The following is a 23,619-nucleotide window of genomic DNA, read 5'->3' as shown; positions in this document are numbered from 1 at the left end:
TGAGCGCGGCGCGAGCTGAGCGCGGCGCGAGCTGAGCGCGGCCGGGGTGTGCGGGTTGCGCGGGGCCAAAGCGTATGGCCGGTAGGGGAGGTGACAGAGGGACGACAGATCGTGTTACCTGTCATGTCTCCGTCGATTCATGGCCGACGGGCACCGTCTGGACGGAGCGACACCCCCACAGGAGGACACGTGACCGGTCGGTTGATCCGCCGAGCTTCCCTACGCATTCGCGCCGCGCTACTGGGCGTTCTGACGCTGTGCCTCGCCTTCACCGTCGCCGGTGCCGGAGGCGGCGCCGCGTCCGCCGCCGACACGGACTCGCTGCCGTTCTCCGGCAGCACCGGCTCCGGGCTGCACAACACCTACGACCCGGGCGCGTTCACGTACCTCGCGCAGTCCCTGGACACCGGGACGTCGATGATCGAGCTGGACGTCTGGGACGACTTCGTCACCCAGGAGTGGAAGGTCAGCCACTCCAACCCGCTGGGCAACAGCAACAACTGCGTGGACGCGTCCTCCCCCGCGGACCTGTACACCGGGGGCGCCAACAAGGACCTGGAGAGCTGCCTGGACGACGTGCGGGTGTGGCTGGGCGCCCACCCGGGACACGGGCCGCTGATCATCAAGCTGGAGATGAAGGCCGGTTTCCAGAGCACGTTCGGGATGGGCCCGGCCAAGCTGGACCAGTCGATCAGTGCGCACCTGGGCAACCTGGTCTACAAGCCGTCGGACCTGCTGGCCAAGCCGGGTGGCGGCCAGTACGCGTCACTCGACGAGGCGGCCGGCGCGGGCAACTGGCCGACCCGTCAGCAACTCGCCGGCAAGGTGCTGCTGGAGGTGATCCCCGGCACCGTCGAGGAGTCCAACCCGACGGACACGCTGTGGACCGACCAGGAGTACGCCGACTACCTCCAGGGGCTGCAGAGCCAGGGCAAGCTGTCTCAGGCCAACGTCTTCCCCGCGGTGCACAACGCCCAGGCCGGCGACCCGCGTTCGCGCTACTCCGACGCCTCGATCCGCCCCTGGTTCGTGGTCTTCGACGGTGACGCCGCGACCTACCTGAACGGCAGCATCGACACGAGCTGGTACGACACCCACCACTACCTGCTCATCATGACCGACGCGCAGAACGTGCCGCCCACCCTGGACGACACCAACCCGACGTCCGCGGACGCGCAGGCCCGGGTCGCCCAACTGGCCAAGGCCCACGCGTCGATCGCGTCCAACGACTGGACCGGCCTCACCGACGTCCAGTCGACGGTGCTGCCGCGCGGCTGATCGTCAGGACTCCAACCGGCGCACGGACGAAGCGCGTTGGGAACCGCCCGGCCCACGCACGGCTCACGCGCCGGTCGGGCTGAGGTGGACGGCCGCGAGTTGCCAGCGGCCGTCCACCTCCACGATGGTCTGGGTGATACGGAACCGGCCGTCCGCGTCGCGCCCGTCGAAGACGCTCTGCTGGCCCTGGACGCCCACCGCGACGGCGGTACGCCCGTACTGACGCAGCGTCACCTCGTCCCAGGTGAAGTCGTCGTGCACCAGGGCGCCCGACGCGTAGCGGTCGAGCCACTGCGCCTTGCCCAGCACGAAGCCGCGCGGGCCGACCGCGGTGAAGTCGTCGGTGAGCAGGGCGTCGAGGGCGGCCACGTCGCCCAACCGCTCAGCCTCGGCCCAGCGGTGGCCGAAGTCGGCGAGCCCGCCGCGGCGTTCCGCCTCCGCCTCCGCCTCCGCCTGCGACTTCGACTCCGACTTCCACTCCGGCTCCCGTACCTGCGGTGCCGCCGGCATCCCTGACGTCTCTGGCATTCTGGCCTCCGTTGCACGTGTGCCGCCCCCGCGGGGTCTCACCATGAAGACTCCCGCGGGCGGGGGTTCGTGACATCGGCCGGCGGTAGGCAACCGCGCTACTCCCAGCGGAACCACCGGGCACCGGCCTGCGTACTCCCGCAGGAGTAACGGCCGGAACGGGGCTGGGGCAACGGGCGGGGCCGGGGCAACGGGGGCGCGGCCGTGGGACCCTCGCGCCGGGTCCCGGCGGGCGCGCGCGCCTCAGCGGGCGAGCGACTGGCCGTCGCCCATCACGATCACCGGGTGGTCGGCGGGCAGCAGGGTGCGCAGCAGGGTCACCATGTGGGGCGCGGCGACGCTGACGCAGCCGTGGGTGGGGCCGCCGTGGTCGACGTGCACCCAGATGCCGCCGCCCTTGCTCGAACCGAGCGGCTGGGTGCCGTCGAGCGGGGAGGTACCGGGGACCCGGTTGTAGTCGATCGCGATGACGTAGTCGAACGCCTCGTCCAGCGTCTCGCCGTCGAAGCCGACGCCGCCGGCGTGGAAGCTCGACGAGTGGTCGTAGGGGAGCTTGGTGCCCGGGTCTGCGTCGAAGCCGCCCGCGTCGTGCAGGGTGAACACGCCGATCGGGCTGTGCAGGTCGCCGGCGTGGTGGTCGGTGGTCCAGCCGTCCTTGGCGTTGTGCGCCGCCCAGGTCGCGCCGGGGTGCCAGTGGCCGTCGGACAGCCGGGACCACAGGGTGACCAGGGAACTGGACGAGTCCTTGGCACGGCCGGACGCCACCAGCACCTGGCGGCTGCTCGCCGGGATCTGCGCGCGGGTCTTGGGCCCGAGCCCGGGGATGGTGGACGGCATCGGGTCGGACGACGGCAAGGCGCTCGACTTGGCGTGCGCGGGCGCGCCGGCTGCGGGGTGGCCGACGGCGGTGTCCCGGTTGTCGGCGGACTCGGTGCCGTAGTGATCGGTCGCCACGTAGCCGGCGCCGAGCAGGGCAAGGCCGACGGCCGTGACCGACACGGCGATCGCCACCCGCTTCGCGGTACGGCGCGGCCGCCGGTGCCGACGGGGGCCACGGTCGTCTTGGCTGGGACGCTGGGCAAGCGCGTCAGGAGGAGCGGCAGTCATCGGCACGATCCTCGCAAACCCGGAGTGGGAGTACATCATCCAACCCCCGCCAACGTCCGTTTCGCCCTACAAGTCACCTTCGTGGCGCACAGATGTGCGGACTTCGCGCGACCTTACTCCGGGTCACATCGGCGGCCCGCGCGGCCAGGTGACGTTGCCGGGTCGGATCATCGGGTCAATTCACCGGAGCCGCCGCGGGTCTGCGACACCGGCCGGTCCACGTTGCCGAGCCGAGTCGGCGGGCCGCGTCACCGGTCCGGTTCGCGGTCCGCTCGACCGGCTCGCTCCGGTTCGCGGTCCGCTCGACCGGCTCGCGCCGACGGGGACGCGGGAGGCGAGGGCGCCGGCCGCACGTACGCACGCACACACCCGGCAGCCGCCTCGCCCGCCCCAACCCGCCGGGCGGTCAGGCCGAACGCAGCAGCGCGTCCGCCAGTTCACGCGGGCGGCTGAGCGCGACCAGATGGCCGCCGGGCAGTTCCTCGACGTCGATGCCGAGACGTTCGCGGGCCAGCCGGCGCTGGAACTCCAGGGGAAAGAAGCGGTCTCCGCGCCCTTGCAGGAAACGGGTCGGCACGTCCGGCCACGCGGCCAGCGGCCAGGGCTGCGCGAACACCCCGGGCGGCGGCCCGGCCGGCTCCCCCGCGAACGCCTCCTCGGTCAGCGCGTCCGGCACGTCGTGGAAGAAGTCGGTGCGCGGGTCGAACTCGGCGTCGGTGCCGGTCCGGCCGAGCACCTCGGCGTACTGCTCGCGCGCCTCGGCCTGGCCGACGTTGCCCCACCACTCCCCCGCGCTCTCGCCGGGTGCCGGCACCATCGCGTTGACCAGCACCAGCCGGTCCACCGGCAGCGGCCCGCAGACCAGCGGCGCGGAGAAGCCGCCGAGCGACTGCCCCACGACCACCAGCGGCGCCTCCGGCCCGGCCGAGCCGTCGGGCACGGCGGCGTGCACGGCCGCGGTGATCGCCTCGGCGAAGTCGTCGAGGCTCGCGGTGTCGTGGGACGGCAGATCGAGGGTGACCACCGCGTGGCCGCGCTCGCGCAGCAGCGGCGCCACCAGGTGCCAGTACCAGGCGGTGCCGTCCGCACCGGGGACGAGTACGTACGTCGCCATCGATTCCTCTCCCGTGCTCCCACCGCGCGCGGCCGGTCGACCGCGAACGCCCCTGAGCCGACCACCGCCCGGCCGCCGGCCGATCGGGCGCCGCCGCGCTTCGAACCGGTGTCCGACCCGCGGCTCCCCACTGTGGATCAGCCAACGGGCCGGAGCAAGCACCGGCCTTCGCGGTGTGCCGCGCCGAACGGACCTGCCGCAGCAGCCGATTGGGCGGGTACGATATGGTGCGTTCCACCCCGAACGGCCCAACTCGCCTGCCCCGGGCGCCGGTCAGCTCACCCCGAACGTGATCCGGTACCCCGCTTCCCCCTTGCTGGTGAACGTGCTCGTCGCGTCGTCGTCCACGTAGGAGTACGCGAACGGCTCGGCCTTCTTGAACAGCGCCGCGTAGTCCACCGGCCACTGGTCGGGCCGGCACTTGTCGCGCGGCGCCCACGCCCCGCGGCAGCAGTACTGGTCGGTGCCGAAGACACCGCAGGGCGACTCGCAGCCGACGACCCGGCCGGCCGCCTGCACCCGGAGCGCGGCCGGGCAGTCGACCGGGTGGGTGCAGCCCGCGGCGGAGCACCCGGAGGCGCTGATCGGGTCCTTCGTGGAGCCGCCGACGAGGTTGATGAACATCGGCAGGTTGGAGCCGTCGACCAGGCTCACGTCGTAGAAGTCCAGACCGTCCCACGCGTTGAGGTTGAACTCCGCCAGCGAGGCGGGGATCGCGCCGTAGCCGGGGCACTGGAGGCGGCCGTCGCAGTCGCCGGTCTCGCAGTGGCCGCGGCCGGCCGCGTCGAAGGAGCAGCCGGTGCGGCCCCAGAATCGGCCGTTCCAGTGGTCGGGCACGCGGACGGAGAGGCTACGGCCGGGCGGCAGCACCCAGCCGGTGGTGGCGAGCGCGGGCTGAGCGGTCTGCTGGCCCGCGCCGACCCACACGGTCTGCCGGACGTGGTTGACGAAGGTGAAGACGCGGGTGCCCGCGGTGGGGGCGAGAGCGGAAGGGGCGCCCGAGCCGACCGACGGCGAGGACTTCGGCCGGGCGCCGCGCGACGGTTCGGCGGACGTCGGCCGCGCGGACGATGCCGGCTTCGACGGCGACGCGGTGTGCGGCGCCGTCGTCGGCACGGCTCCGACCGGCGTCGAGAAGGTCGAGGAGGCGGACGGGCGCGGCGCGGCGGCCGTACGACCGTCCGCCGCCGAGGACTGCCGCCCGCCGCCGCCCGCCACGACGTACACCGCGACGCAGACGCCGACGACGGCGATCACCGCCGCCGACCACGCGGCGCCGCGCCGACGGCCGCGCCTGCGCCTGCGCCCGCCTCTGCCCCTGCTCCCCATCGGCTTCCTCCCGCTTCACGCTTGCCGCGGCCGGTTCACTCAGGAGACGGCGGGCGCGGACGGCGGATAACGGAAACCGCGGCGCGCAGGGGGGTGCGGGAGGAGGGCGGAGGGCGCGGATGGCGGTCGGCGGTCGCGGGTCGGCGGGACGCGGGACGGAAGGCGTCGGAACGCGGGCGGGGGAAGGCCCGCGAGGCCCCGGCAGGCGCGGGACCTGCGCTCATCGACGGGGCCGCCGGATGGCCGGCCGAGCACGGCTGGGAGAATCCTGGGCGAACGCTGTGCACGGCACGGCGCCCGAGAGGGTCGCAGGGCCGATACCCGCCGCATGTATACCCCATGTGTATAGTGCCTGCCGGACCCGCCCGAGCAGGTCCTCCATCACCATGAGGGGGAACTCCGACATGCGCACGACCACGGCGCGCCGAGCCCGCGCGCTGACCACGCTGCTGGCCGCCGCCACCATGGCCTTCACCCTCACCGGGTGCAACGGCTACGACAGCACGTCCCCGGCCGCCGCCCGCAAGCACATGGCGAAGAGCGGCCCCGCGGCGTTCGCGACCGACGCGAAGGGCACGGTGGACTGCCGCAAGGTCAAGTGCATCGCGATCACCTTCGACGCCGGGCCGAGCGTGCGCACGCCCCAGATACTGGGCATCCTCAGCAAGTACCACGTGCACGCGACCTTCTTCACGCTCGGCAAGAACCACGTGATGAAGCACCCGCAGATGGTCAGGGACATGGTCGCGCAGGGCCACGAGGTGGAGACCCTGACCTGGAGCCACCAGATCCTCACCAAGATCAGCTCGTCCGAGGTCCGCAAGGAGATCACCGAGGGCCGGGACGCGGTGCACAAGGTCGCCGGGGTGACGCCGACCCTGCTGCGCCCCCCGCAGGGCCGGACCAGCAGCAAGGTCACCAAGATCGCCAAGGAACTCGGCATGTCGGAGGTGGTCTGGAACTCCAACGGAGCGGACTACAAGACCACCGACTCCAAGCTGATAGCTTCCCGGATACTCAAGTCGGCCAAGCCGGACGGGATAATCCTGCTGCACGACCTGGTCGACAAGACGAACAAGGGCTACAACGGCACCGTCGCGTCCATCGCCCCGATCATCTCCACGCTCCAGGCCCGCGGTTACACCTTCGTCACCGTCAAGCAGCTCCTCGCGCCGGGGACGCCGCAGGCGGGCAAGGTCTACAAGTGACCCGGTGATCCTGTGACCCGGCCGCCGTACGGCCCCCAACGAGCGATCGACTTCCGTGCGATCGACGTCAGAGCGGCCGACGTCAGAGCGGCCGACCCGCGGCCGGCCGCCACCCGCCGTCAGCCGTAGACCGCGGCGAGCCAGCTCTCGGCATCGCGGGTGAGCGCGGCGGAGGCGGCCTCGGAGCCGGCGCCGCGCTCCGCGCCCAGGGCGAAGTCGTGGATGGACAGGCCGACCGTCGCACCGAAGCGGTTGCGGCCGAAGACCCGGTACATCGCGTCCTGGGTGCGCAGCCCGATGAAGTACGGGTTGCGGTAGTCCAGGACCGCGGCGGCCGGAGCGGACGCGCCGGGCAACGTCACCGTCACGGTCTCCCCGACGGCCGTCCCGGGCGCCAGGCCCAGCGCGTGGGCCGCGGTGTCGAGCGCGTCGGGCGCACCGGCCGCGGCCGGGCCGTCGGCGGTCGCGAAGACCGCCTGGCGGCCGGTGAAGTGCGTGACGTACTCGCGCAGGGTGTGCAGGTAGAAGTCGTTGTGCTTGTCCGCGCCGTCGTACTGGTTCGCCCAGTCGTCGACGAAGATGCCGCTGTGCACGTACCGCAGCCGGCAGCCGCCGCCCTCCAGCGGCTCGATAACGTGCTCGAGCTGGTTGAAGGTCTGCTGGGAGATCCCGGCCGCGTCCTCGGTGCGCGCGGTGAGGCGGTGCGGCGGTTCCCACACGGTGACGGTGCCGCCGAAGGGGGCCGCGCCGCCTTCCTTCGGTTCGTACTCCATCGGCCACAGCCAGCCGGCGGTGCCGGTGGTGATCGCGTCCCACACCTCCTGCGGGCTCGCCGCGATCTCCAACTCCTTGACGATCTCGAACCGTTCAGACATCTTTGCCACTCTCACCCTTCTGCAGGGGCGTGCCGGCCGTGTAGACCACGTGGTGCACACCCGATCCGAACATCCGTGACTCCGCCACCGTCAGCGGGATCACCGGCAGTCCCTCCTGGAACAGCCGTTTGCCGCGGCCGATGACCACGGGGTCGACCAGCAGGTCGAGTTCGTCCACCAGGCCGCGGGCCAGCAGCCACCGCACGAGCGTGGCGCTGCCCATCACGCTGATCGCGGCGCCGTCACGCCGCTTCAACCCGGCGATCTCAGCGGCCAGTTCCTCCTGGTCACCGCCGCCGAGCAGGGTCGAGTTGTTCCACTCCACCGTGTCGAGGGTGCGGGACACGACGTACTTCGCGACGCCGTTCATGTGCTCCGCGCCGGGTGCGTCGGGCATCGCGGGCCAGGCCGCGGCGAAGCCCTCGTACGTCCTCCGGCCGAGCAACAGCGCGTCGGAGCGGGCCATCTGCGCGGCGACGGTACGGGCCATGTCGTCATCGAAGTACGGCCCGTGCCACTGGTCGGGGGCCTCCATCACGCCGTCGGCGGTCAGGAACTCGGTGACGATCAGCTTTCTCATCGCGACTCCTCAGGGGACTCGGGGCGCTCGCGGCGCTCGGAGCTTTCGGCCGGGGCGGCTGCCGGGATCTCGGCCACCGACTCGCCTGCCGGGCGGGCCAGTTCGGCCAGCGTCTCGGGCTTGACGGTCGGATGGAGCGCGACCACGACGCGGTGCGGGCGGCCGCCCTCCGCGTCCGGGTCGTGGTACTTGGCCACCAGGGCGCTGACCCCGCGGGTCAACTCCTCCACGAACGCGGCACGTTCGGCCGCCGAGGCGAAGCGCACCTCCGCGTCGAGCGCGTAGGTGGCCACCCGCTGCCGGGCCCGGCTCGCGCCGGTGATCAGCGCGCCCACGTCCCGCACCAGCCGCGCGGCCACCGCCAGCAGCCACCGCGCCGACAGCTCGTCCCGGGCCCGGGCCGGGTCCGGCTGCACCGCGGCCAGCGCGCTCGGCGAGATCACGTACGAGGCCGCCGTCGCCCGCATCATCCGCTCGGTGACGTTGCCCTTCCTGCGCTCCCCCGCCAGCTCCACCAGCCCGTGCCGCTCCAGCGCCTTCAGGTGGTAGTTCACCTTCTGCCGCGGCAGGTCCACCCGCGCGGCCAGCATCGCCGCCGAGGCCGGCCCCTGCCCCAGCTCGGCCAGCAGCCGGGCCCGTATGGGGTCCAGCGAGGCGGCGGCCGCCGCCGCGTCCTCGATCACCGTCACGTCCAACATGTCCCCACCGTCTCACCGAAAACTTTTCTTGTCCAGCGCGTTTTTGTTGTCGGTGAGTCGGGGGCCGAGGCGGGTGTACGCGCGGGCGTCGCGTGGACGCGGCGCGGGGATCGGCTGGACGCGCGGGCCGGGCGGGGGCGGGGCGCGGGTCCGCCGGGCCGGGCGGAGGCGAAGGCGGACGCGTGGGCCGGGGGCCGGGCGGGGGCGAGGGCGTACACGCGGGCCGGGCGAAGGCGCGGCGCGGGTCTGCCGGGCCGGGCGGGGGCGAGGGCGGACGCGCGGGCCGGGGGGAGGCGGGGCGCGGGGGTTGGCCGGTCGGCGGCGTGATATCCAGTCGTCGGAAAGCTTCGCCGGGGCGGCCGGCCGGGCGCGGCGACAGTACGGACGGAGGTGGCCGCGCATGGCGTGGTGGAGGCTGCTGCGGGCGCGCCGACCCGAGGGGGCGACGTTCCTGCTGCGGCGACGGAACAGCAGTCCCGGCATCGACCGCTCGTACGGCGACGCGCGGCTCGTCGCCATGCGGGCGGCGGCGCTCCAGGGTGGCGCCGAGCGGTGGCCCGACATCCGCGGCCATCTGGCGGCGGCCGAGGGCCACGAGGATCTGACCTTCCTGGTCGAAGGGGTCCAGGACGTCGCCCATGTCGAGCGGTGGATCGCCGAGGTGGTCGCCGCCGACCCCGACGACACGCTGGCGCTGCTGGTCTCCGGCGCCCGCTACGTCGCGTCGGCCTGGCAGGCGCACAGCGGGTACGAACCCTCTTCCGTGTCGGAGGAGCAGCGGGAGGTGTCCCGGGAGCGGCTGCTGGTCGCCGAGACGCAGCTGTCCGAGGTGGCCGAGCGCGAACCGTCGTGGGCGGCGCCCTGGTACTTCCTCCAGGTGAGCGGCCGTGGTCTGCGGGTCGGGCAGGAGGAGGCGGAGCGCCGGTTCGAGGCGACGTGCCACCGGGCGCCGGGCCATGTGGCCGCGCACCGGCAGCAGTTGCGGCAGTTGAGCGTGAAGTGGGGTGGCTCGCGGGACCGGATGCACGCCTTCGCGCGGCAGGCCGTGCTCGCCGCGCCCGACGGCAGCGGACTGGGTCAACTCGTCGCGCAGGCCCACCTGGAGGACTGGCAGGAGGCCGGCGGCGATCCGGACTCCACCCTGCTGCGGGCCCCGGAGGTGGTGCGCGCCCTGCACGAGGCGGGCGCGCGCTCGGTGCACCATCCGGCGTTCGTCCGGCGCCGGGACTGGGCGGTCGGCGTCAACACCTTCGCGCTGGCGTTCGCGCTGGCAGGTGAGAACGAAGCGGCCCGGGCCATGTTCCGGATGGTGCGCAAGCTGCCCACCGAGATGCCCTGGCGGTATCTCGACGAGCGCTCACCCGTCGCGCCCTTCCTCGCCTGGCGCGCCCGCGTCGGCGCCTGACCGGCCGCCGGCCCATTGGGCGCGCACGCCGTCGTCGGCGGTCCGCTGGACCCGTTGGCCGCCCCCGCGCGGGTTCGTGGACCCGTCGCGCCGCGCTCAGGCCGCCGGGCCCGGGACGCCCGAAGCCTCGCCCGGGACGCCCGAAGCCTCGCCGGGGACGGTCGGCGCCGGGCCGTACTCCCGCATCGCCCACTCCACGACCGCCTCCAGGTGGGCGTGGTGCGCCCCTTTCCAGTAGACGCGTTCGCAGGCGGTGCAGCGGGCGAAGGCGTCGTAGGACTTCTGGGTGCCGTCGCGCAGCCGGTCGCGGACGGTGTCCTTGTCCGCGGCAGCGAGGGTGCCGTTGCAGGCCACGCACCGGGTCCAGGGCGCCAGGGGCGGCGCGAACCGGCCGAGCACGTCGCGCAGTTGCTCCTCCGGACGGTCGCTGTAGACGTACCCGCCGGCGAAGATCTCCCGGCGGCGCAGCAGTCCCCGGTCCCGGGAGAGCATCACGCGCCGCTCCTGCGCGGACCGGCGGGCGAGCGCGGGGTCGCCGATGTCCTCGTTCTCGTACGCGGTGTCGACGCCGAGCAGCCGCAACCGCCGTGCCAGCGTGCCCAGATGGACATCGAGGAGGAACCTCGGCGGCGGGTCGGGGATCTGCTGCGGCCGCCGCACCGCCTCGACGGCGACCTCCTCGCCCGCCCCGGGCACGTGCCCGACGGACACCTCCCGGCCGTCCACCCGCAACCGGCCCACCTCGGTGAGCGGGATGCCGAGGGACTCCACCACGTGCCCGAGCGAGGACGCCCCGTCCGTCGCCACTTCCGCGACCGCCCCGCGTCGCTCGGCCGCCACGAACACGTGCAGTTCAGGGGCGATGCGCACGCTGATCCGCGGCAGGCCCTCGGTGTTTCGCCTCACCCCCTCAGCATCCCACCGCCGCGCTCCCGCCTGCCACGGCTTTCCGCCCCACCGCCGGGCGCCGGTAACCAGCAGGGGACGCTTTCGGGGCTGTCGGTGGGTCCGCTTACGATGGCCGGATGGAGATCAGGAAGACGCGCTTCGACCACCCGGACGCGATACGGCTGAACGACCTGGTGCAGTTGGAATACGCGGAGCGGTACGGCGACGGGGACCTGACCCACATGGCCGCGGACCACTTCGACCCGCCGCAGGGCCTCTACCTGCTGGGGTACGACGCGGACGGGAAGCCGGTGGCCAGCGGCGGCTGGCGGGCGCAGGACGCCTCGCCGGAGGGCTTCGAGGACGGCGACGCGGAGATCAAGCGGATGTTCGTGGTGCGGGAGGCCCGCGGCCGCGGCTACGCCCGGGCGCTGCTGGCCGAGCTGGAGGCCACGGCCGCGGCGGCCGGCCGCACCCGGATGGTGCTGGAGACCGGGCAGAAGCAGCCCGAGGCGATCGCGCTGTACGAGTCGTGCGGGTACCTGCCGGTGGCCAAGTTCGGCTACTACCGGTACGAGGCGCTGAGCGTGCACCTGGGAAAGCCGCTCACCGCCTGACGCCCGGGGCCGTCGCTGGGGCCATGCGCCGGCGCCCTTCCCGTTGCCGTTGCCGTTGCCGTTGCCGTTGCCAGGGCGTCCTCCGGCGCGCGGTCCGCTCACCTCGTACCGAGTGCTCGGCTCATGCCACGCGGCACCCGCTCACCTCATGGCGCGCCGCGCGCGCCGCCGGCCGCTCCACCGCCACAGCAGCGTGCACACGCCGCCCACCACGAACGTGATCAGCAGCGCCAGCCACAGCGGCATCTTCACCTCGGGCACGATCAGCCGGATCTTCACCCGCTGGGTGTTCTCGAAGATGAACACGAGAGCCAGCGCGCACAGCACCAGAGCGGCGATCCGGCGCGGCGTCAGCATCTCCCGCACGCGGCCGCCGCCGGCCTTGGCGGCCTTGTCGGTACTCATCGCGCCCACCTGCTTCCGCTCCACGGTCGCCCCCGGTCCCCATGGTCGCCGCAGTGACGGCCGCGGGGGCCGCGGGGCGAGCCGAACGGGTGATCGCGGCCCCGCCGTCAGGCCACCCGCTCGACGTCATGAACGCAGTTCCTCGTACACCGCCATCACGCTGCGGGCCTGCTGCTCCACCTGGTCGTCGACCGGCACCCAGCGCGGCCGGTAGGCGGCCTCGTACGCCTCGCACCAGGAGTCGACCAGGCGGGTCACGGCGGGCAGCGCGGCGATCCGGCGCAGCATCGCGGCGGCGCGCAGCGGGATGCGCTGTGCGTAGACCTGGATGCTGGTGACGCGCGCGGTGGTCATCTCCGGCAGCGGGCCCGCGCTCGCGGGACGGACCGCCGGGTCCCATTCGGCGCTCAACTGGGGCCCGATGCCGACGAGTTCGCGTACGGTGCGGAGCATCGGGCCGTCGGCGCCGATCGTTCGGGGGTCGATCCGCGCCAGCATCCTCGCCACGGTGGGCAGATCGCGGCGCAGCGCGGCCCCGGCGGTACGCAGGGCGCGGTCGGCGTCAGGATGCGGGGTGGTGTCGGCGGCGCGGTCGCAGGCCCACATCGGCACCTCGACGATGGCGGTCACCCCGTCGTACCGCTCGGCGTGCGCCCAGGTGGAGTGGGCGCCGTCGCCGGCGGCCGGGTCGGACGTGGGCGGCATGACGTAGACCCCCGGGCCGGGGCTCGGCCACTGGAAGGCGTCGGAGGAGCCGCTCTCCAGCGGGATGTCGAGTTCGGCCGCGGACTTGCCGATCCGCTCGGCCACGCCGGGCACGTCCCGGGTGAGCTGTACGAAGCTGCCGCCGACGTCGATGCCGTGCAGCGAGCACTGCAGCACCGGTCGCAGCCGGTCGAGGAGTCCGACCAGGGTGCGGGTCTCGGGCAGCGCCGCGGAGCGGACGGTGCCGTCGTGCGGCAGCCACTCGGGTTGCTCGGCGGCGCACGGCCGGAAGAAGTGCTCGTAGTGCCGGCGCAGCGTGTAAGGCCCGGGTAACCAGGGCTCGTTGAGCGCCGCGCCGTCGGGGTCGATGCACAGCAGGAAGTGCCAGGTGCTGCCGTCGCCCGCGCCGGACCTGCATGTCTCGGCGATCCGCTCGGCCAGCCGCAGGACGGTGGCGCCGCCCACCGCGGCCTCGTTGGCGTGCGGTCCGGCCACCACCAGGACGTTGCGCGGCCCTTGACCCACCGTCAGCATCAGCAGCGGACGGCCGGCTCGCGATCTGCCGACCTCCCCCAGCCGGCACAGCCCGCGGTATCTCAAAGTGAGTCGACGAGCACCATGAGTGACGTCGGCTGTCGTCGGATATTGCTCTCCCGTCACCGCAACCCCCTGCCGCGGACCCCCGAGCCCGCACCCCGCATGACGACTTCGAGTTCGGTTCCGTCAGTAGGTCACGCCCCGCGCAAAGGTGTCAACGGTGCTACCGACACCGTTCCCGAGCTGTGCCGCGGGCGCCGCCAGCGCACGCGGCACGGCGCCGTGCCGGCGGGCCGCGGTCGGGCGCGCGCCCCGGCGCGGCGGCGGGCGCGCCGGCGGATGCGGGACGCCGGCGCGGGAACCCGACCGCGACCGCGCCACGCGCCTCAGCCGCGGACAAGGCGCAGCTCAGCAGCAGTGCGTCACGATGTCCCGCCGGCTCACCACCGGGCCCCTCGCCCGCGCGGCCCGGCGCCGGCGACCGCACCGGAAGCACCCACCAGAGCCTCTTTCCGGCCACCGCGGACACCCGCGCCCGCCCCCCTGACACGGACGGCCGGGCCCCGGGCCTTCCCGACGGTGACCGGACGAGCTACGGCAGATACGCCGGTCCGACGACGGCGACCGCCGCAGGCACGATACGCAGCAGACCGGGAACCGGAACGGGAGGGAACGCATCAGGCGGTGGCGGGCCGGGCCCGGTTCGCCCCCGAAACCCGCGGCCGGACCGGGATGCCGCCGGGCGGACCGGACCCGTACCAGGCGGACCGGGACCGTACCGGAAGGACCAGGATCGGACCGGAACGGATCGGAACCGTACCGGACGGCCGCTGGTGGCCCCGGGCGGACGCGGGGCCACCCGGGCGCCGTGGCTTCAGGCCGGTTCGGCCGATCTGGCGGCGGGGAGCGGCGAGTTGAGGAGAGCGGCGAAGCGGCGCCCGGACGCGGACCACTCCTCGGCAACCTGCCAGCCGGCGGCGCGGGCGGCCGCGCGCAGGGCGCCGGGGCCGAGCCGGGCCCACGGGAAGTCGACGCCCTGCCGGCCGCGACCGTCCTCGACGCGTACGGTCAGCCGCTCGTCGACCTCGTGCGGCGCGGCCTCGGCGAGCAGCCGGCCGCCCGGGGCGAGGACACCGCGCACCCGGCGGAGAAGGGCCACCGGGTCGCCGCCGATGCCGATGTTGCCGTCGGCGAGCAGCGCGGTGTCCCAACGGCCCTCCGCCGGCAGCCGGTCGAAGACGGAACGGCGCAGCACCGCTCCCCCGGCGCCCCTGGTACGTTCGACGGCCACCGGGTTCACGTCCAGCCCCAGCACCGGCATACCGCGGCGGGCCGCGCCCGCGACCAGGCGCCCCGGGCCGCAGCCGATGTCGAGCACCGGGCCGCGGCAGCGTGCCAGCAGCGTGCGGTCGGCCTCGTCCGGCGGCGCGCACCAGCGTTCGACCTCCAACGGCAGCAGCCAGCCGTCCGCCCGGCGCAGGAACAGCGGACCGCGCCCCTGGGCCAGCGCCCGGGCGTACGGGTCTCCGCCCCACGTGGGCGCGGGCGCCGGCGGCGCGGCGGTGCGGCTCATCGCGGTTCTCCCGTGCGGGAGCCGGCCGAGGCTGCGGTGGATGCGGCCGGTGCGGCGGGCGGCGGGCAGGCGGCTGCCGGGCGCGTCGCCGGCACGACGGGGGCGGCGGGGCCGGTCGGCAAGGTGGTCAGGGCCGGCGCGGCGGGCTCCTGGAGCACGGCGGACATGTCCCGGACCGCGTGCCAGGTGCCGCGCCAGGTACCGGTGACCTTGGAGCGGCCCGACCGCGGGGCGTACGGCACGTCGGCCTCGGTGATCCGCCATCCCGCGTCGGCCGCCCGTACGACCATCTGGAGCGGGTAGCCGCTGCGGCGGTCGGTGAGTTCCAGGTCGAGCAGCGCGGCGCGGCGGGCCACGCGCATCGGGCCGAGGTCGTGCAGGCGCAGCCCGGTGCGGCGCCGGACCAGCCGGGCGAGCTGGAGGTTGGCCAGGCGCGCGTGCGGCGGCCAGGCGCGCGGCGAGGTGGGCCGGCGGCGCCCGAGCACCAGGTCCGCGCTCCCGGCCAGCACCGGCGCGGCCAGTTCCGGCAGCAGCGCCGGGTCGAGGGAACCGTCGCAGTCGCAGAAGCAGACGAGTTCGGCGGTGGCCGCGCGCAGCCCGGCGTCGCAGGCGGAGCCGAACCCGCGCACCGGCTCGCGTACGACGAGGGCCCCCAGCTCCCCGGCGATCCGCGCGGAGCCGTCGCTGGAGCCGTTGTCGACCACGATCGCCCGCCAGCCGGGCGGGATACGGCCCAGGACCCAGGGCAGGGCGGCGGCCTCATCGAGGCACGGCAGGACGATGTCGGCGGCGGGCGCTGGCTTGGTCACCCGCTTCACCCTAGGGACGCCGAACGGACATACCGGATGCGCGGTCCTTACGAAACGCGGACGGCGCGGCCCTGCGGGCGCCCGGCCGTGGTCACTGTCAGTGGTGGGTGCCAGACTCGGGAACATGAGCAGCCCATCCGTGTCCGTATCGCCGACGCCGCCGCGTGACGCGCGGCGGCGGGTCCTGGTCGTGGACGACGACCCGACCGTCGCGGAGGTCGTCGCGAGCTATCTCGACCGGGCCGGGTTCGCGGTCGAGCGGGTCGCGGACGGTCCGTCGGCGGTGGCGCGGGCGGCGGCGATCCGGCCGGATCTGGTGGTGCTCGATCTGATGCTGCCGGGCATGGACGGGCTGGAGGTGTGCCGGCGGCTGCGCGAGCCGGGGCCGCTGCCGGTGGTGATGCTCACCGCGCGTGGCGACGAGGACGACCGCATCCTCGGCCTGGAGGTCGGCGCGGACGACTACGTGACGAAGCCGTTCAGCCCCCGCGAGCTGGTGCTGCGCGTGGAGTCGGTGCTGCGGCGGGCGGGCAGCCCGCCCGCGGCCGGCCCCTGGCTGCGGGCCGGGTCGCTCGCGCTGGACCCCGCGGCCCGGCGCGCCTTGCGGCAGGGCGAGGAACTGGCGCTGACCATACGCGAGTTCGACCTGCTCGCCTTCTTCCTGCGGCACCCCGGCCGCGTGCTGGGCCGCGAGGAGCTGATGCGTCGGGTGTGGGGCTGGGAGTTCGGCGACCTGTCCACGGTCACCGTGCATGTCCGGCGGCTGCGCGAGAAGGTCGAGGACGACCCGGCCCGGCCCCGGCTGATCAGCACGGTGTGGGGGGTGGGCTACCGCTTCGACCCGGCCGACGTCGGCGCTGCCGCCGACGCTGCCGCCGACGGCACGGGCCCGGCCGCGGGTACGGACGAGTGCGCGGGTGCGCACCTGGCAAGGGAGGGGGACGCGGGGCCGGCGCCGGACGGGTCCGCGAGCCCCCCGAGCGAGGTGCGCGATGCGTGACGTCCTGCTGATCGCCGCCTATGCGGCGATGGGCGCCGCGGCGGCCGGGCTGCTGGGCGCGCTGGCGCTGCGGCTGCTGCGGAACCGCTCGGTCGCGCTGTCGCTCGCCGTGGTCGCCGCGGTGACCGTCGCCGCGATGCTCGCGGGCACCCTGTCGGTGGCGTGGGCGATGTTCCTGTCCGAGCACGACCTCGGAGTGGTGACCACGGTGTGCGCCATAGCGGCGGTGGTCTCGCTCGCGGTCGCCCTGATCCTGGGGCGGCGGGTGGTGGCGGGCAGCCGCGCGCTGACCGAGGCGGCCCGCGCCTTCGGCGACGGCGGCCCCTTCGCCGCCCCCGCCCAGGCACCCACGGCCGAACTGGCCGATCTGGGGCGCGAACTGGCCGCCACCAGCGCCAAGCTGGCGGCTTCCCGGGAGCGGGAGCGCGCCCTGGAGGCGTCCCGGCGCGAGCTGGTCGCGTGGATCTCGCACGACCTGCGCACCCCGCTGGCCGGGCTGCGGGCGATGACCGAGGCCCTGGAGGACGGGATAGCGGAGGACCCGGCGCGCTACCACCGGCAGATCCGCGCCGAGGTGGACCGGCTCAGCGGCATGGTCGGCGATCTCTTCGAACTCTCCCGCATCCAGGCCGGGGTGCTCGCGCTGACGCCCGCCCGTATGTCGGTGTACGACCTGGTGGGCGACGCGATCGCCGGCGCCAACCCGCTCGCCGCCGAGTACGGTGTACGGCTGGTCGGCGACCGGGTGGAGCAGGTGCCGATCGAGGTGGACGGCCGGGAGATGACCAGGGTGCTGGCGAACCTCCTGGCCAACGCGATCCACCGCACCCCCGCCGACGGCACCGTGGCGGTCTCGGCCCGGCACGACTCGGCCTCGCACTCGGTGGTGCTGTCCGTCACCGACGGCTGCGGCGGCATCCCGGCGGACGACCTGCCGCGGGTCTTCGACACCGGCTGGCGCGGCACCGGCGCGCGCACCCCTCCGGCCGGCGCCGGCCTCGGACTGGCCATCGTGCGCGGCATCGTGGAGGCCCACCACGGTCGCGCCTCGGTGCACAACGTGCCGGGCGGCTGCCGCTTCGAGGTCCTGCTCCCGGCAGCGGGATGACCCGAGGCCGCCCGGCCGACGACCGCCCCCGGTCCTGCGCCGCGGCCCGTCCAACGCCGCCGCCCGTGACCACCGCCGGCCGTGACCGTTACCGCCCATGACCGCTGCCGCGCGGGCCGCGCCCTGGGCGACGGCCTTGCCGTGAGCGCGGCCGGCCCGTGATCCTGGTGCGGTGCCCGGTCAGCGGAAGCGGAGACGTCAGCGGCTCGACGCGAGCCGTCGGGCCGCCGCTCGCACGGCCGCCGGCACGGGCCGCTGGGACGTGGTCTTCGAGACTCAGGACGAGCGGGAGTGGCGCGCCCGGCTGCCCGAACTGCTCGCCGGGGACGAGCCGATCGACCCCGCCATGGCCCGGATCGACACGCTCTGTGGCCGGCTGGCCCAGCCGACCACCTACCGGTTGAGCGTCTTCGTGCCCGACCCCGCCGGTGGCCGGCCTCGTACCGACCCGGCTCGCTGATCCCGAACGGCCCTTGGCCACGTCGGCCGTGCGGCCGACCCCGCGCGCCCGTTACCGGCCGGCGGTACGCGGCACGCGGACCGGCCGCCCGGCCCGGAACACCCGCCCGGCCCGGAACACCCGCGCACCCTCATCACGCCAGCGCGGGCACCTCCATGGTGAGGACGGGCCGGGCCACCGCCGGGTCGCCGGGCGCGCCGGGCGGAGGCGCGTCGAGGACCGCCGGGACACCCAGCGGCATCGTCAGCGTGGACGCGCAGTGCCCGAAGCCGAACTCCTCGACCACCGGCACCCCGAGCGGCCCGAGCAGGTCCACCAACAGGTCGCGCACCGCGTCGTAGGGCCCGCAGTCCGCCCAGGAACCGAGCACCACCGCACCGACCCCGTCGAACCAGCCGGCCCGCAGCAGTTGGGTGAGGTAGCGGTCGAGGCGGTACGGCTCCTCGCCGACGTCCTCCAGCAGGAGGATGCCGCCGGCCGCCGACGGGCGCGCGTACGGCGTGCCGAGGTCGGCGGCGAGCAGGGACAGGCAGCCGCCGAGGGTGACGCCCTCGGCCCGGCCGGGGACGAGGGTGCGGGCACCGGCCGGGGCCAGCACCTGCACCGTCTCCGGCTCGAACAGGGTGCGCCGCAATCCGTCGCGGGTCGGGGCGTCGTCGAGGAAGGTGGCGGCCGCGGCCATCGGGCCGTGCACGGTGGCCAGGCCGAGCCGGGTCGCGACGGCCTCGTGCAGGGCGGTGATGTCGCTGTAGCCGATGAGCGCCTTCGGGGGCGCGGCCCGCATCTCGTCCCAGTCCAGCAGGTCGACCATCCGCTGCACGCCGTAGCCGCCGCGGGCGCAGAGCACCGCGGTGGTGGTGGGGTCGCACCAGGCGTCCTGGAAGTCGTCCGCCCTGGCCTGGTCGCTGCCGGCGAGGTAGCCGGAGCGGTGGATGTCCAGGACGTGCGGGGCCACTTCCGGCTCCAGGCCCCAGCCGCGCAGCACCTCGACACCTGCCGCGAGCCGGTCGGCCGGTACCGGTCCGCTGGGGGCCACCACGGAGATCCGGTCGCCCGGGCTGAGCCGGCGCGACCGGATCAGCGCGGGCACGGGGACGCCGACGACATCGGCGACCCGTCGCAGCCGTTCGGTCATGAGGTCGGCTCCTGCCCGGTCATGTGGTCAGCTCCAGCACCGGCACCCCGGCTGGGGTGAAGCCAAACACCTGGCCGTAGAGCGACAGTTCGGCCTCCAGGCAGGTCACCATGGTGTCGAGCAGGCGGAAGCCGTGGCTCTCGCCGGCGAAGGCGCGGTACGCGTGCGGGATGCCGCGCCCGGCGACGGCGGCGAGGAACCGCTCGCACTGCACCGGCGGGCAGATCACGTCGTCGAGCCCCTGGAGCAGCAGGAACGGCACCCCGATCCGGTCGCTGCGGTTGATCGGCGAGCGGTCGCGGTAGCGCTCGGGCACCTCGTCGACCGGTCCGACCAGCGACTCCAGGTACTGCGACTCAAAGTCATGGGTCTCACCGCCCTGCTTCGACCAGCCGAGCAGGTCGAGGATCGGGTAGATCACCGTGCCGCAGGCGTAGGTGTCGGTGCTGGTCAGGGCCGCCGCGCTGGTCCAGCCACCGGCGCTGCCGCCCCGGATGGCGAGCCGGTCCGGATCGGCGGCACCCTCCGCGACCAGCCCCTGGGCGACCGCGGCGCAGTCCTCGACGTCGACCACGCCCCACTGCTCGCGCAGCCGGTTGCGGTACTCGCGGCCGTGGCCGGTGGAGCCGCCGTAGTTGACCTCGGCGACCCCGATGCCGCGCGAGGTGAAGTAGGCGATCTCCAGGTCGAGCACCATCGCCGCGCGGCTGGTCGGCCCGCCGTGCACCCAGATCGCGTACGGCGCGGGGCCGTCGGCGGTGATCTCCGGGTGACGCGGTGGGTAGACGTGGGCGTGCACCTCGCGGCCGTCGGGGCCGGTGAAGGTGCGGGCGACCGGTTCGGGGAGGTACGCGGGGTCGACCGTGTCGTGGTGCGCGTTGCCGATCACGCGGGTGCGGCCGACGGCGGTGTCGAGCTCGACCACCTCGTAGGAGGTGCGGCCGCTCGCGGCGATGCCGATCACCCGGCCGCCGGTGGCGGCGAGGGTCGGGTTCCACTCCGTCCACGGGCCGGGGGCGTCGATGACGTCGCCGGTGGCGGTGTCGAGCAGCCCGAGCCGGGGGGCGCCGACGCCGTGCAGCACCGCGATCAGGCCGTGCTCCAGCGGCTGGAACCAGCGCTGGCCGAGCTTCCACAGCGCCCCGGCGAACTCCTCCTCGCGCGGGCACAGGTTGACCGCGTCGCCGCCCACCGGGTCCACCCGGTGGATGTTCCACCAGCCGGTGCGGTCGGTGGCGGCGAGCAGGGTGCCGTCCGGCGCCCACTCGGCCTGCGAGACGGACTCCTCGGGGCCGCCGATCAGGGTGCGGGCCGGACCGAACACCCCGTCGGCGCCCACGTCGGCGATCCGCAGCTCGGTGCCGTCCCACGGCATGAGCGGGTGGTCCCAGGCGAGCCAGACCGCCCGCGCGCCGTCGGGCGACAGCCGCGGTCCGGTGACGAAGCGGTGGGCGTCGGCGGCCAGTTCGCGTACGGCGCCGCGGTCGTCGGCAGCCGAGCCGTCCAGCGGGACGGCCGCGGGCACCCGGCGCACGTCCGAGGGCCCCTCCCCGGTGAACTCCTCCAGCACGCCCCAGACCTCGCCGCGCTCCGGGCTGATCGTGAGGTCGGCCCAGCGCAGACCGCCGCCGACCGGCGAGACCGGGGTGAGCGGGCGCGGCTCGCTCTCCGGCTGGTCGGGGCGGAAGGCGTACAGCCGCTGGTCGAGGTGGTGCGCGAAGACGATCAGCGCCGAGCCGTCGAGGACCGCGCCCGCCCAGGGGGTGCCGCCGTACTCGATGACGCGGCTGCGGACGTTCCAGGGCGCGGGCAGCGGGCACTGCTCGGTGCCGTCGGGCAGGCGGCGGATCAGCGCGCGCCGGCCGCCCTCGGCGGGGCGGGGCGAGGTCCACCACACCTCGTCGCCGACGACGCCCACGAACTCCGGGCTGCCGTCGTGCGAGGCGGCGGTGGTGGCGTCGATCGGTGACGGCCAGGTGCCGTAGGCGACGGCCGTCCGGTCGGTGGTGGTCATCGGGTGCCCTCCCCGGTGGTGGCGGTCGCGGTGCCGGTGGTGTGCGCGGCGGGTGCGCCGGTGCGGCGCAGGAAGCGGTCCAGCACCTCGACCCCGAAGTGCAGCGCCTCGACCGGGACATGCTCGTCCACGCCGTGGAAGAGCGCGTTGTAGTCGAAGCCGGGCGGCAGCTTCAGCGGCGAGAAGCCGTAGCCGGCGATGCCGAGCCGGGAGAACTGCTTGGCGTCGGTGCCGCCGGACATGCAGAACGGCAGCACGTGGGCGCCCGGGTCGAAGTGCTCCAGGGACTCGCGCATCGCGGCGAAGGTGGGCGAGTCGACGGGCGCTTCGAGGGCGACCTCGCGGTGGTGGTACTCCCAGTCGACGTCCGGCCCGGTGAGCCGGTCCATGGTGGTGGTGAACTCCTCCTCGCCGCCGGGCAGCACGCGTCCGTCGATGTGGGCGGTGGCGGAGCCGGGGATGACGTTCACCTTGTAACCGGCCTGGAGCATCGTCGGGTTGGAGCTGTTGCGGACGGTCGAGCGGATGAAGGAGGCGGCCGGGCCGAGCTTGGTGAGCAGGGCGTCGATGCTGTCGGGGTCGGTCGCTCCGTCGCCGTCGGTGACGCGGTCGAGGTCGACGTCCACGCCCTGGAGCGCGGACAGTTCGGTGAGTGCGGCGCGCACGGTGTCGCTCAGCCGCAGCGGCCAGCGGTGGTCGCCGATCCGGGCGACGGCGGCGGCGAGCCGGCTGACGGCGTTGTCCGCGTTGACCTTCGAGCCGTGGCCGGCCCGGCCGCGCGCGGTGAGCTTGAGCCAGGCGGTGCCGCGCTCGCCGGCCGCGACCGGGTAGAGCCGCAGGCCGTCGCCCGCGTGGAAGGTGTAGGCGCCGGACTCGCTGATGCCCTCGGTGCAGCCCTCGAAGAGCTCGGGGTGCTTGTCGGCGAGGAACCCGGAGCCGTAGTCGGCGCTGTCCTCCTCGTCGGCGGTGAAGGCGAGCACGATGTCGCGGACCGGGCGGTGGCCCGCCCGGGCCCAGTTGCGGACGGTGGCGAGCACCATCGCGTCCATGTTCTTCATGTCGATGGCGCCGCGGCCCCAGACCACGCCGTCGCGGATCTCGCCGGAGAAGGGGTGCACGCTCCAGTCGGCGGCCTCGGCGGGCACCACGTCGAGGTGGCCGTGCACGAGGAGCGCGTCGGCGGACGGGTCGGTGCCGGGGATGCGCGCGACCACGTTGGCCCGGCCGGGGGCGGACTCCAGGATCTGCGGCTCGATGCCGGCGTCGGCGAGTTGCCGCGCGACGTATTCGGCTGCGGGGCGTTCGTTGCCGTCGCCACCACCGCGGTTGGTGGTGTCGATCCGGATCAGGTCGGAGGTGAAGCGGACCACCTCGTCGAGCGCCTGTGCGTCGACAAACTGCTCAGCCATACTGCTCCTCCACGGCCTGCGAAACGAGTGTGGTGACCGCCTTGAAGGCGCGGATTCCTTCGTACATGGTCGGCAGGGTGTAGGCCACCCGCCGCTCTCCGGTGCGCTCGACGCCGGGTACCACGGTGGCGGCCCCGGCCAGGTGGACCGCGTCGAACTCCAGCTCCACCGTGTACGGCCCGGCCTCGGCGGGTGCGTGCTTGACGGCGAGCGCGGCGGCCTGCTTGGCGGCGGACCGGATGTCGGCGGCGGTGCGCGCGGGCGGGCGGCACACCGCGGCGTACCGCGACACGTAGTCCTTGACGGCGACCGTGTGGGCCTCGGGGGCGTATCCCCGCGCGTCCAGCCCGGTCCGGTCGTCGCCGGTGACGAGCACCACCGGGACGCCGTACTCGGCGACGACCAGGGCGTTGAGCCGGCCCTCGCTGGCCGGCTCGCCGTTGACCCACACGCCGGTGATGGAGTTGGCGAGGTAGGTGTGGGCGAGGACGCCCTCGGTGCCGGCGCCGGTGTGGTACCCGACGAAGGCGATGCCGTCGACGTCGCCGTGCTGGACGCCCTCGACCATCGACAGGTCCTTGTGGCGGCCGGTGAGCATCTGGGCGCGCTCGTCCAGCTTCTCCAGCAGGAGGTTGCGCATGGACCAGTGCGCCTCGTTGACAAGGACCTCGTCGGCGCCGCCGTCGAAGAAGCCGGCGATCGCCGCGTTGACGTCGGACGTGAACATATGGCGGCAGCGCTGCCACTGCTCGCTGCCCGGCAGGACGTCGGCCGGCCACGTCACGCCGGTCGCGCCTTCCATGTCCGCCGAGATGAGGATCTTCGTCATGAGCGTCA

General features: G+C 74.3%; 23 protein-coding genes. 7 read left to right on the top strand and 16 right to left on the bottom strand.

Going from position 1 to position 23,619, the window contains the following annotated elements:
- The first annotated feature begins 189 nt into the window (after positions 1–189).
- Entirely contained in the window at positions 190–1,278 is a 1,089-nt protein-coding gene (locus tag ACIPAE_RS24110; protein WP_329363460.1) for a phosphatidylinositol-specific phospholipase C domain-containing protein, read from the top strand.
- Positions 1,279–1,341: 63 nt separating this feature from the next.
- Here the strand turns inward: ACIPAE_RS24110 and ACIPAE_RS24105 are convergent, their stop codons facing one another.
- From ACIPAE_RS24105 to ACIPAE_RS24090, 4 genes are all read right to left on the bottom strand, one after another.
- On the bottom strand, positions 1,342–1,806 hold the full coding sequence (locus tag ACIPAE_RS24105) for a nuclear transport factor 2 family protein (RefSeq protein WP_402447775.1): 465 nt from the start codon (positions 1,804–1,806) through the stop codon (positions 1,342–1,344).
- Positions 1,807–2,049: 243 nt separating this feature from the next.
- Positions 2,050–2,817, bottom strand: a complete 768-nt coding sequence (locus ACIPAE_RS24100) for a L,D-transpeptidase family protein (protein WP_402447773.1) — start codon at positions 2,815–2,817, stop codon at positions 2,050–2,052.
- A gap of 502 nt (positions 2,818–3,319) precedes the next feature.
- Positions 3,320–4,027, bottom strand: a complete 708-nt coding sequence (locus tag ACIPAE_RS24095) for an alpha/beta hydrolase (protein ID WP_329363464.1) — start codon at positions 4,025–4,027, stop codon at positions 3,320–3,322.
- Between the two features lie 273 nt (positions 4,028–4,300).
- The gene (locus ACIPAE_RS24090) at positions 4,301–5,356 is read right to left on the bottom strand and encodes a thaumatin family protein (RefSeq protein WP_402447771.1); all 1,056 of its coding nucleotides are present in this window, start codon (positions 5,354–5,356) and stop codon (positions 4,301–4,303) included.
- Between the two features lie 404 nt (positions 5,357–5,760).
- Here ACIPAE_RS24090 and ACIPAE_RS24085 point away from each other — a divergent pair, with 404 nt between their 5' ends.
- On the top strand, positions 5,761–6,564 hold the full coding sequence (locus tag ACIPAE_RS24085; protein WP_329363467.1) for a polysaccharide deacetylase family protein: 804 nt from the start codon (positions 5,761–5,763) through the stop codon (positions 6,562–6,564).
- A 119-nt stretch (positions 6,565–6,683) separates the two neighbouring features.
- Here the strand turns inward: ACIPAE_RS24085 and ACIPAE_RS24080 are convergent, their stop codons facing one another.
- The 3 genes from ACIPAE_RS24080 to ACIPAE_RS24070 are packed head-to-tail and all read right to left on the bottom strand — an operon-like array spanning position 6,684 to position 8,717.
- Positions 6,684–7,439, bottom strand: a complete 756-nt coding sequence (locus ACIPAE_RS24080) for an SRPBCC domain-containing protein (protein ID WP_402447768.1) — start codon at positions 7,437–7,439, stop codon at positions 6,684–6,686.
- Positions 7,432–8,019, bottom strand: coding sequence for a dihydrofolate reductase family protein (locus ACIPAE_RS24075; RefSeq protein ID WP_402447766.1), 588 nt, complete (start codon positions 8,017–8,019; stop codon positions 7,432–7,434). The genes ACIPAE_RS24080 and ACIPAE_RS24075 overlap by 8 nt, the downstream gene beginning before the upstream one ends.
- The gene (locus ACIPAE_RS24070) at positions 8,016–8,717 is read right to left on the bottom strand and encodes an ArsR/SmtB family transcription factor (protein WP_402447764.1); all 702 of its coding nucleotides are present in this window, start codon (positions 8,715–8,717) and stop codon (positions 8,016–8,018) included. Before ACIPAE_RS24070 ends, ACIPAE_RS24075 begins: the two co-directional genes overlap by 4 nt.
- A 400-nt stretch (positions 8,718–9,117) precedes the next feature.
- Here ACIPAE_RS24070 and ACIPAE_RS24065 point away from each other — a divergent pair, with 400 nt between their 5' ends.
- The gene (locus ACIPAE_RS24065; RefSeq protein ID WP_402447762.1) at positions 9,118–10,122 is read left to right on the top strand and encodes a hypothetical protein; all 1,005 of its coding nucleotides are present in this window, start codon (positions 9,118–9,120) and stop codon (positions 10,120–10,122) included.
- A gap of 96 nt (positions 10,123–10,218) precedes the next feature.
- On the opposite strand, the gene ACIPAE_RS24060 is transcribed toward ACIPAE_RS24065, so the two are convergent.
- The gene (locus ACIPAE_RS24060) at positions 10,219–11,028 is read right to left on the bottom strand and encodes a Mut7-C RNAse domain-containing protein (protein ID WP_402447760.1); all 810 of its coding nucleotides are present in this window, start codon (positions 11,026–11,028) and stop codon (positions 10,219–10,221) included.
- Positions 11,029–11,147: 119 nt separating this feature from the next.
- Here ACIPAE_RS24060 and ACIPAE_RS24055 point away from each other — a divergent pair, with 119 nt between their 5' ends.
- Positions 11,148–11,627, top strand: a complete 480-nt coding sequence (locus tag ACIPAE_RS24055) for a GNAT family N-acetyltransferase (RefSeq protein ID WP_329363479.1) — start codon at positions 11,148–11,150, stop codon at positions 11,625–11,627.
- A 141-nt stretch (positions 11,628–11,768) separates the two neighbouring features.
- Here ACIPAE_RS24055 and ACIPAE_RS24050 read toward each other — a convergent pair whose 3' ends face one another.
- From ACIPAE_RS24050 to ACIPAE_RS24035, 4 genes are all read right to left on the bottom strand, one after another.
- Positions 11,769–12,032 carry a lipopolysaccharide assembly protein LapA domain-containing protein gene (locus tag ACIPAE_RS24050; protein ID WP_402447758.1) on the bottom strand — a complete coding sequence of 88 codons (264 nt, stop codon included), beginning with the start codon at positions 12,030–12,032 and terminating at the stop codon, positions 11,769–11,771.
- A 126-nt stretch (positions 12,033–12,158) separates the two neighbouring features.
- Positions 12,159–13,397: a M14 family zinc carboxypeptidase gene (locus tag ACIPAE_RS24045; RefSeq protein WP_329363483.1), complete on the bottom strand. Its 1,239-nt coding sequence runs from the start codon at positions 13,395–13,397 to the stop codon at positions 12,159–12,161.
- 751 nt (positions 13,398–14,148) lie between these two features.
- Positions 14,149–14,847: a class I SAM-dependent methyltransferase gene (locus tag ACIPAE_RS24040; protein ID WP_329363485.1), complete on the bottom strand. Its 699-nt coding sequence runs from the start codon at positions 14,845–14,847 to the stop codon at positions 14,149–14,151.
- Complete coding sequence (locus ACIPAE_RS24035) at positions 14,844–15,656, bottom strand: glycosyltransferase family 2 protein (protein WP_402447755.1); 813 nt, start codon at positions 15,654–15,656, stop codon at positions 14,844–14,846. The genes ACIPAE_RS24040 and ACIPAE_RS24035 overlap by 4 nt, the downstream gene beginning before the upstream one ends.
- A gap of 124 nt (positions 15,657–15,780) precedes the next feature.
- Here ACIPAE_RS24035 and ACIPAE_RS24030 point away from each other — a divergent pair, with 124 nt between their 5' ends.
- From ACIPAE_RS24030 to ACIPAE_RS24020, 3 genes are all read left to right on the top strand, one after another.
- Positions 15,781–16,656: a response regulator transcription factor gene (locus ACIPAE_RS24030; RefSeq protein WP_402447753.1), complete on the top strand. Its 876-nt coding sequence runs from the start codon at positions 15,781–15,783 to the stop codon at positions 16,654–16,656.
- Positions 16,649–17,764: a sensor histidine kinase gene (locus tag ACIPAE_RS24025; protein WP_402447751.1), complete on the top strand. Its 1,116-nt coding sequence runs from the start codon at positions 16,649–16,651 to the stop codon at positions 17,762–17,764. Before ACIPAE_RS24030 ends, ACIPAE_RS24025 begins: the two co-directional genes overlap by 8 nt.
- A 172-nt stretch (positions 17,765–17,936) precedes the next feature.
- The gene (locus ACIPAE_RS24020; RefSeq protein WP_329363493.1) at positions 17,937–18,224 is read left to right on the top strand and encodes a hypothetical protein; all 288 of its coding nucleotides are present in this window, start codon (positions 17,937–17,939) and stop codon (positions 18,222–18,224) included.
- A 133-nt stretch (positions 18,225–18,357) separates the two neighbouring features.
- Here the strand turns inward: ACIPAE_RS24020 and ACIPAE_RS24015 are convergent, their stop codons facing one another.
- Genes ACIPAE_RS24015 through ACIPAE_RS24000 form a run of 4 tightly spaced genes read right to left on the bottom strand, consistent with a single transcriptional unit; the run spans position 18,358 to position 23,611 of the window.
- Entirely contained in the window at positions 18,358–19,359 is a 1,002-nt protein-coding gene (locus ACIPAE_RS24015; RefSeq protein ID WP_402447748.1) for an LD-carboxypeptidase, read from the bottom strand.
- Positions 19,360–19,378: 19 nt separating this feature from the next.
- On the bottom strand, positions 19,379–21,373 hold the full coding sequence (locus tag ACIPAE_RS24010) for a prolyl oligopeptidase family serine peptidase (RefSeq protein WP_329363497.1): 1,995 nt from the start codon (positions 21,371–21,373) through the stop codon (positions 19,379–19,381).
- Positions 21,370–22,782, bottom strand: coding sequence for a M20/M25/M40 family metallo-hydrolase (locus ACIPAE_RS24005; RefSeq protein ID WP_402447746.1), 1,413 nt, complete (start codon positions 22,780–22,782; stop codon positions 21,370–21,372). The genes ACIPAE_RS24010 and ACIPAE_RS24005 overlap by 4 nt, the downstream gene beginning before the upstream one ends.
- Positions 22,775–23,611: a M55 family metallopeptidase gene (locus ACIPAE_RS24000; RefSeq protein ID WP_329363501.1), complete on the bottom strand. Its 837-nt coding sequence runs from the start codon at positions 23,609–23,611 to the stop codon at positions 22,775–22,777. The genes ACIPAE_RS24005 and ACIPAE_RS24000 overlap by 8 nt, the downstream gene beginning before the upstream one ends.
- Positions 23,612–23,619 lie beyond the last annotated feature (8 nt).

The organism is Streptomyces sp. NPDC087270, assembly GCF_044744625.1.
Taxonomy (GTDB): Bacteria; Actinomycetota; Actinomycetes; order Streptomycetales; family Streptomycetaceae; genus Actinacidiphila.
The sequence above is the reverse complement of the archived record's forward strand: the minus strand, read 5'-3'. Positions and strand labels throughout refer to the sequence as shown.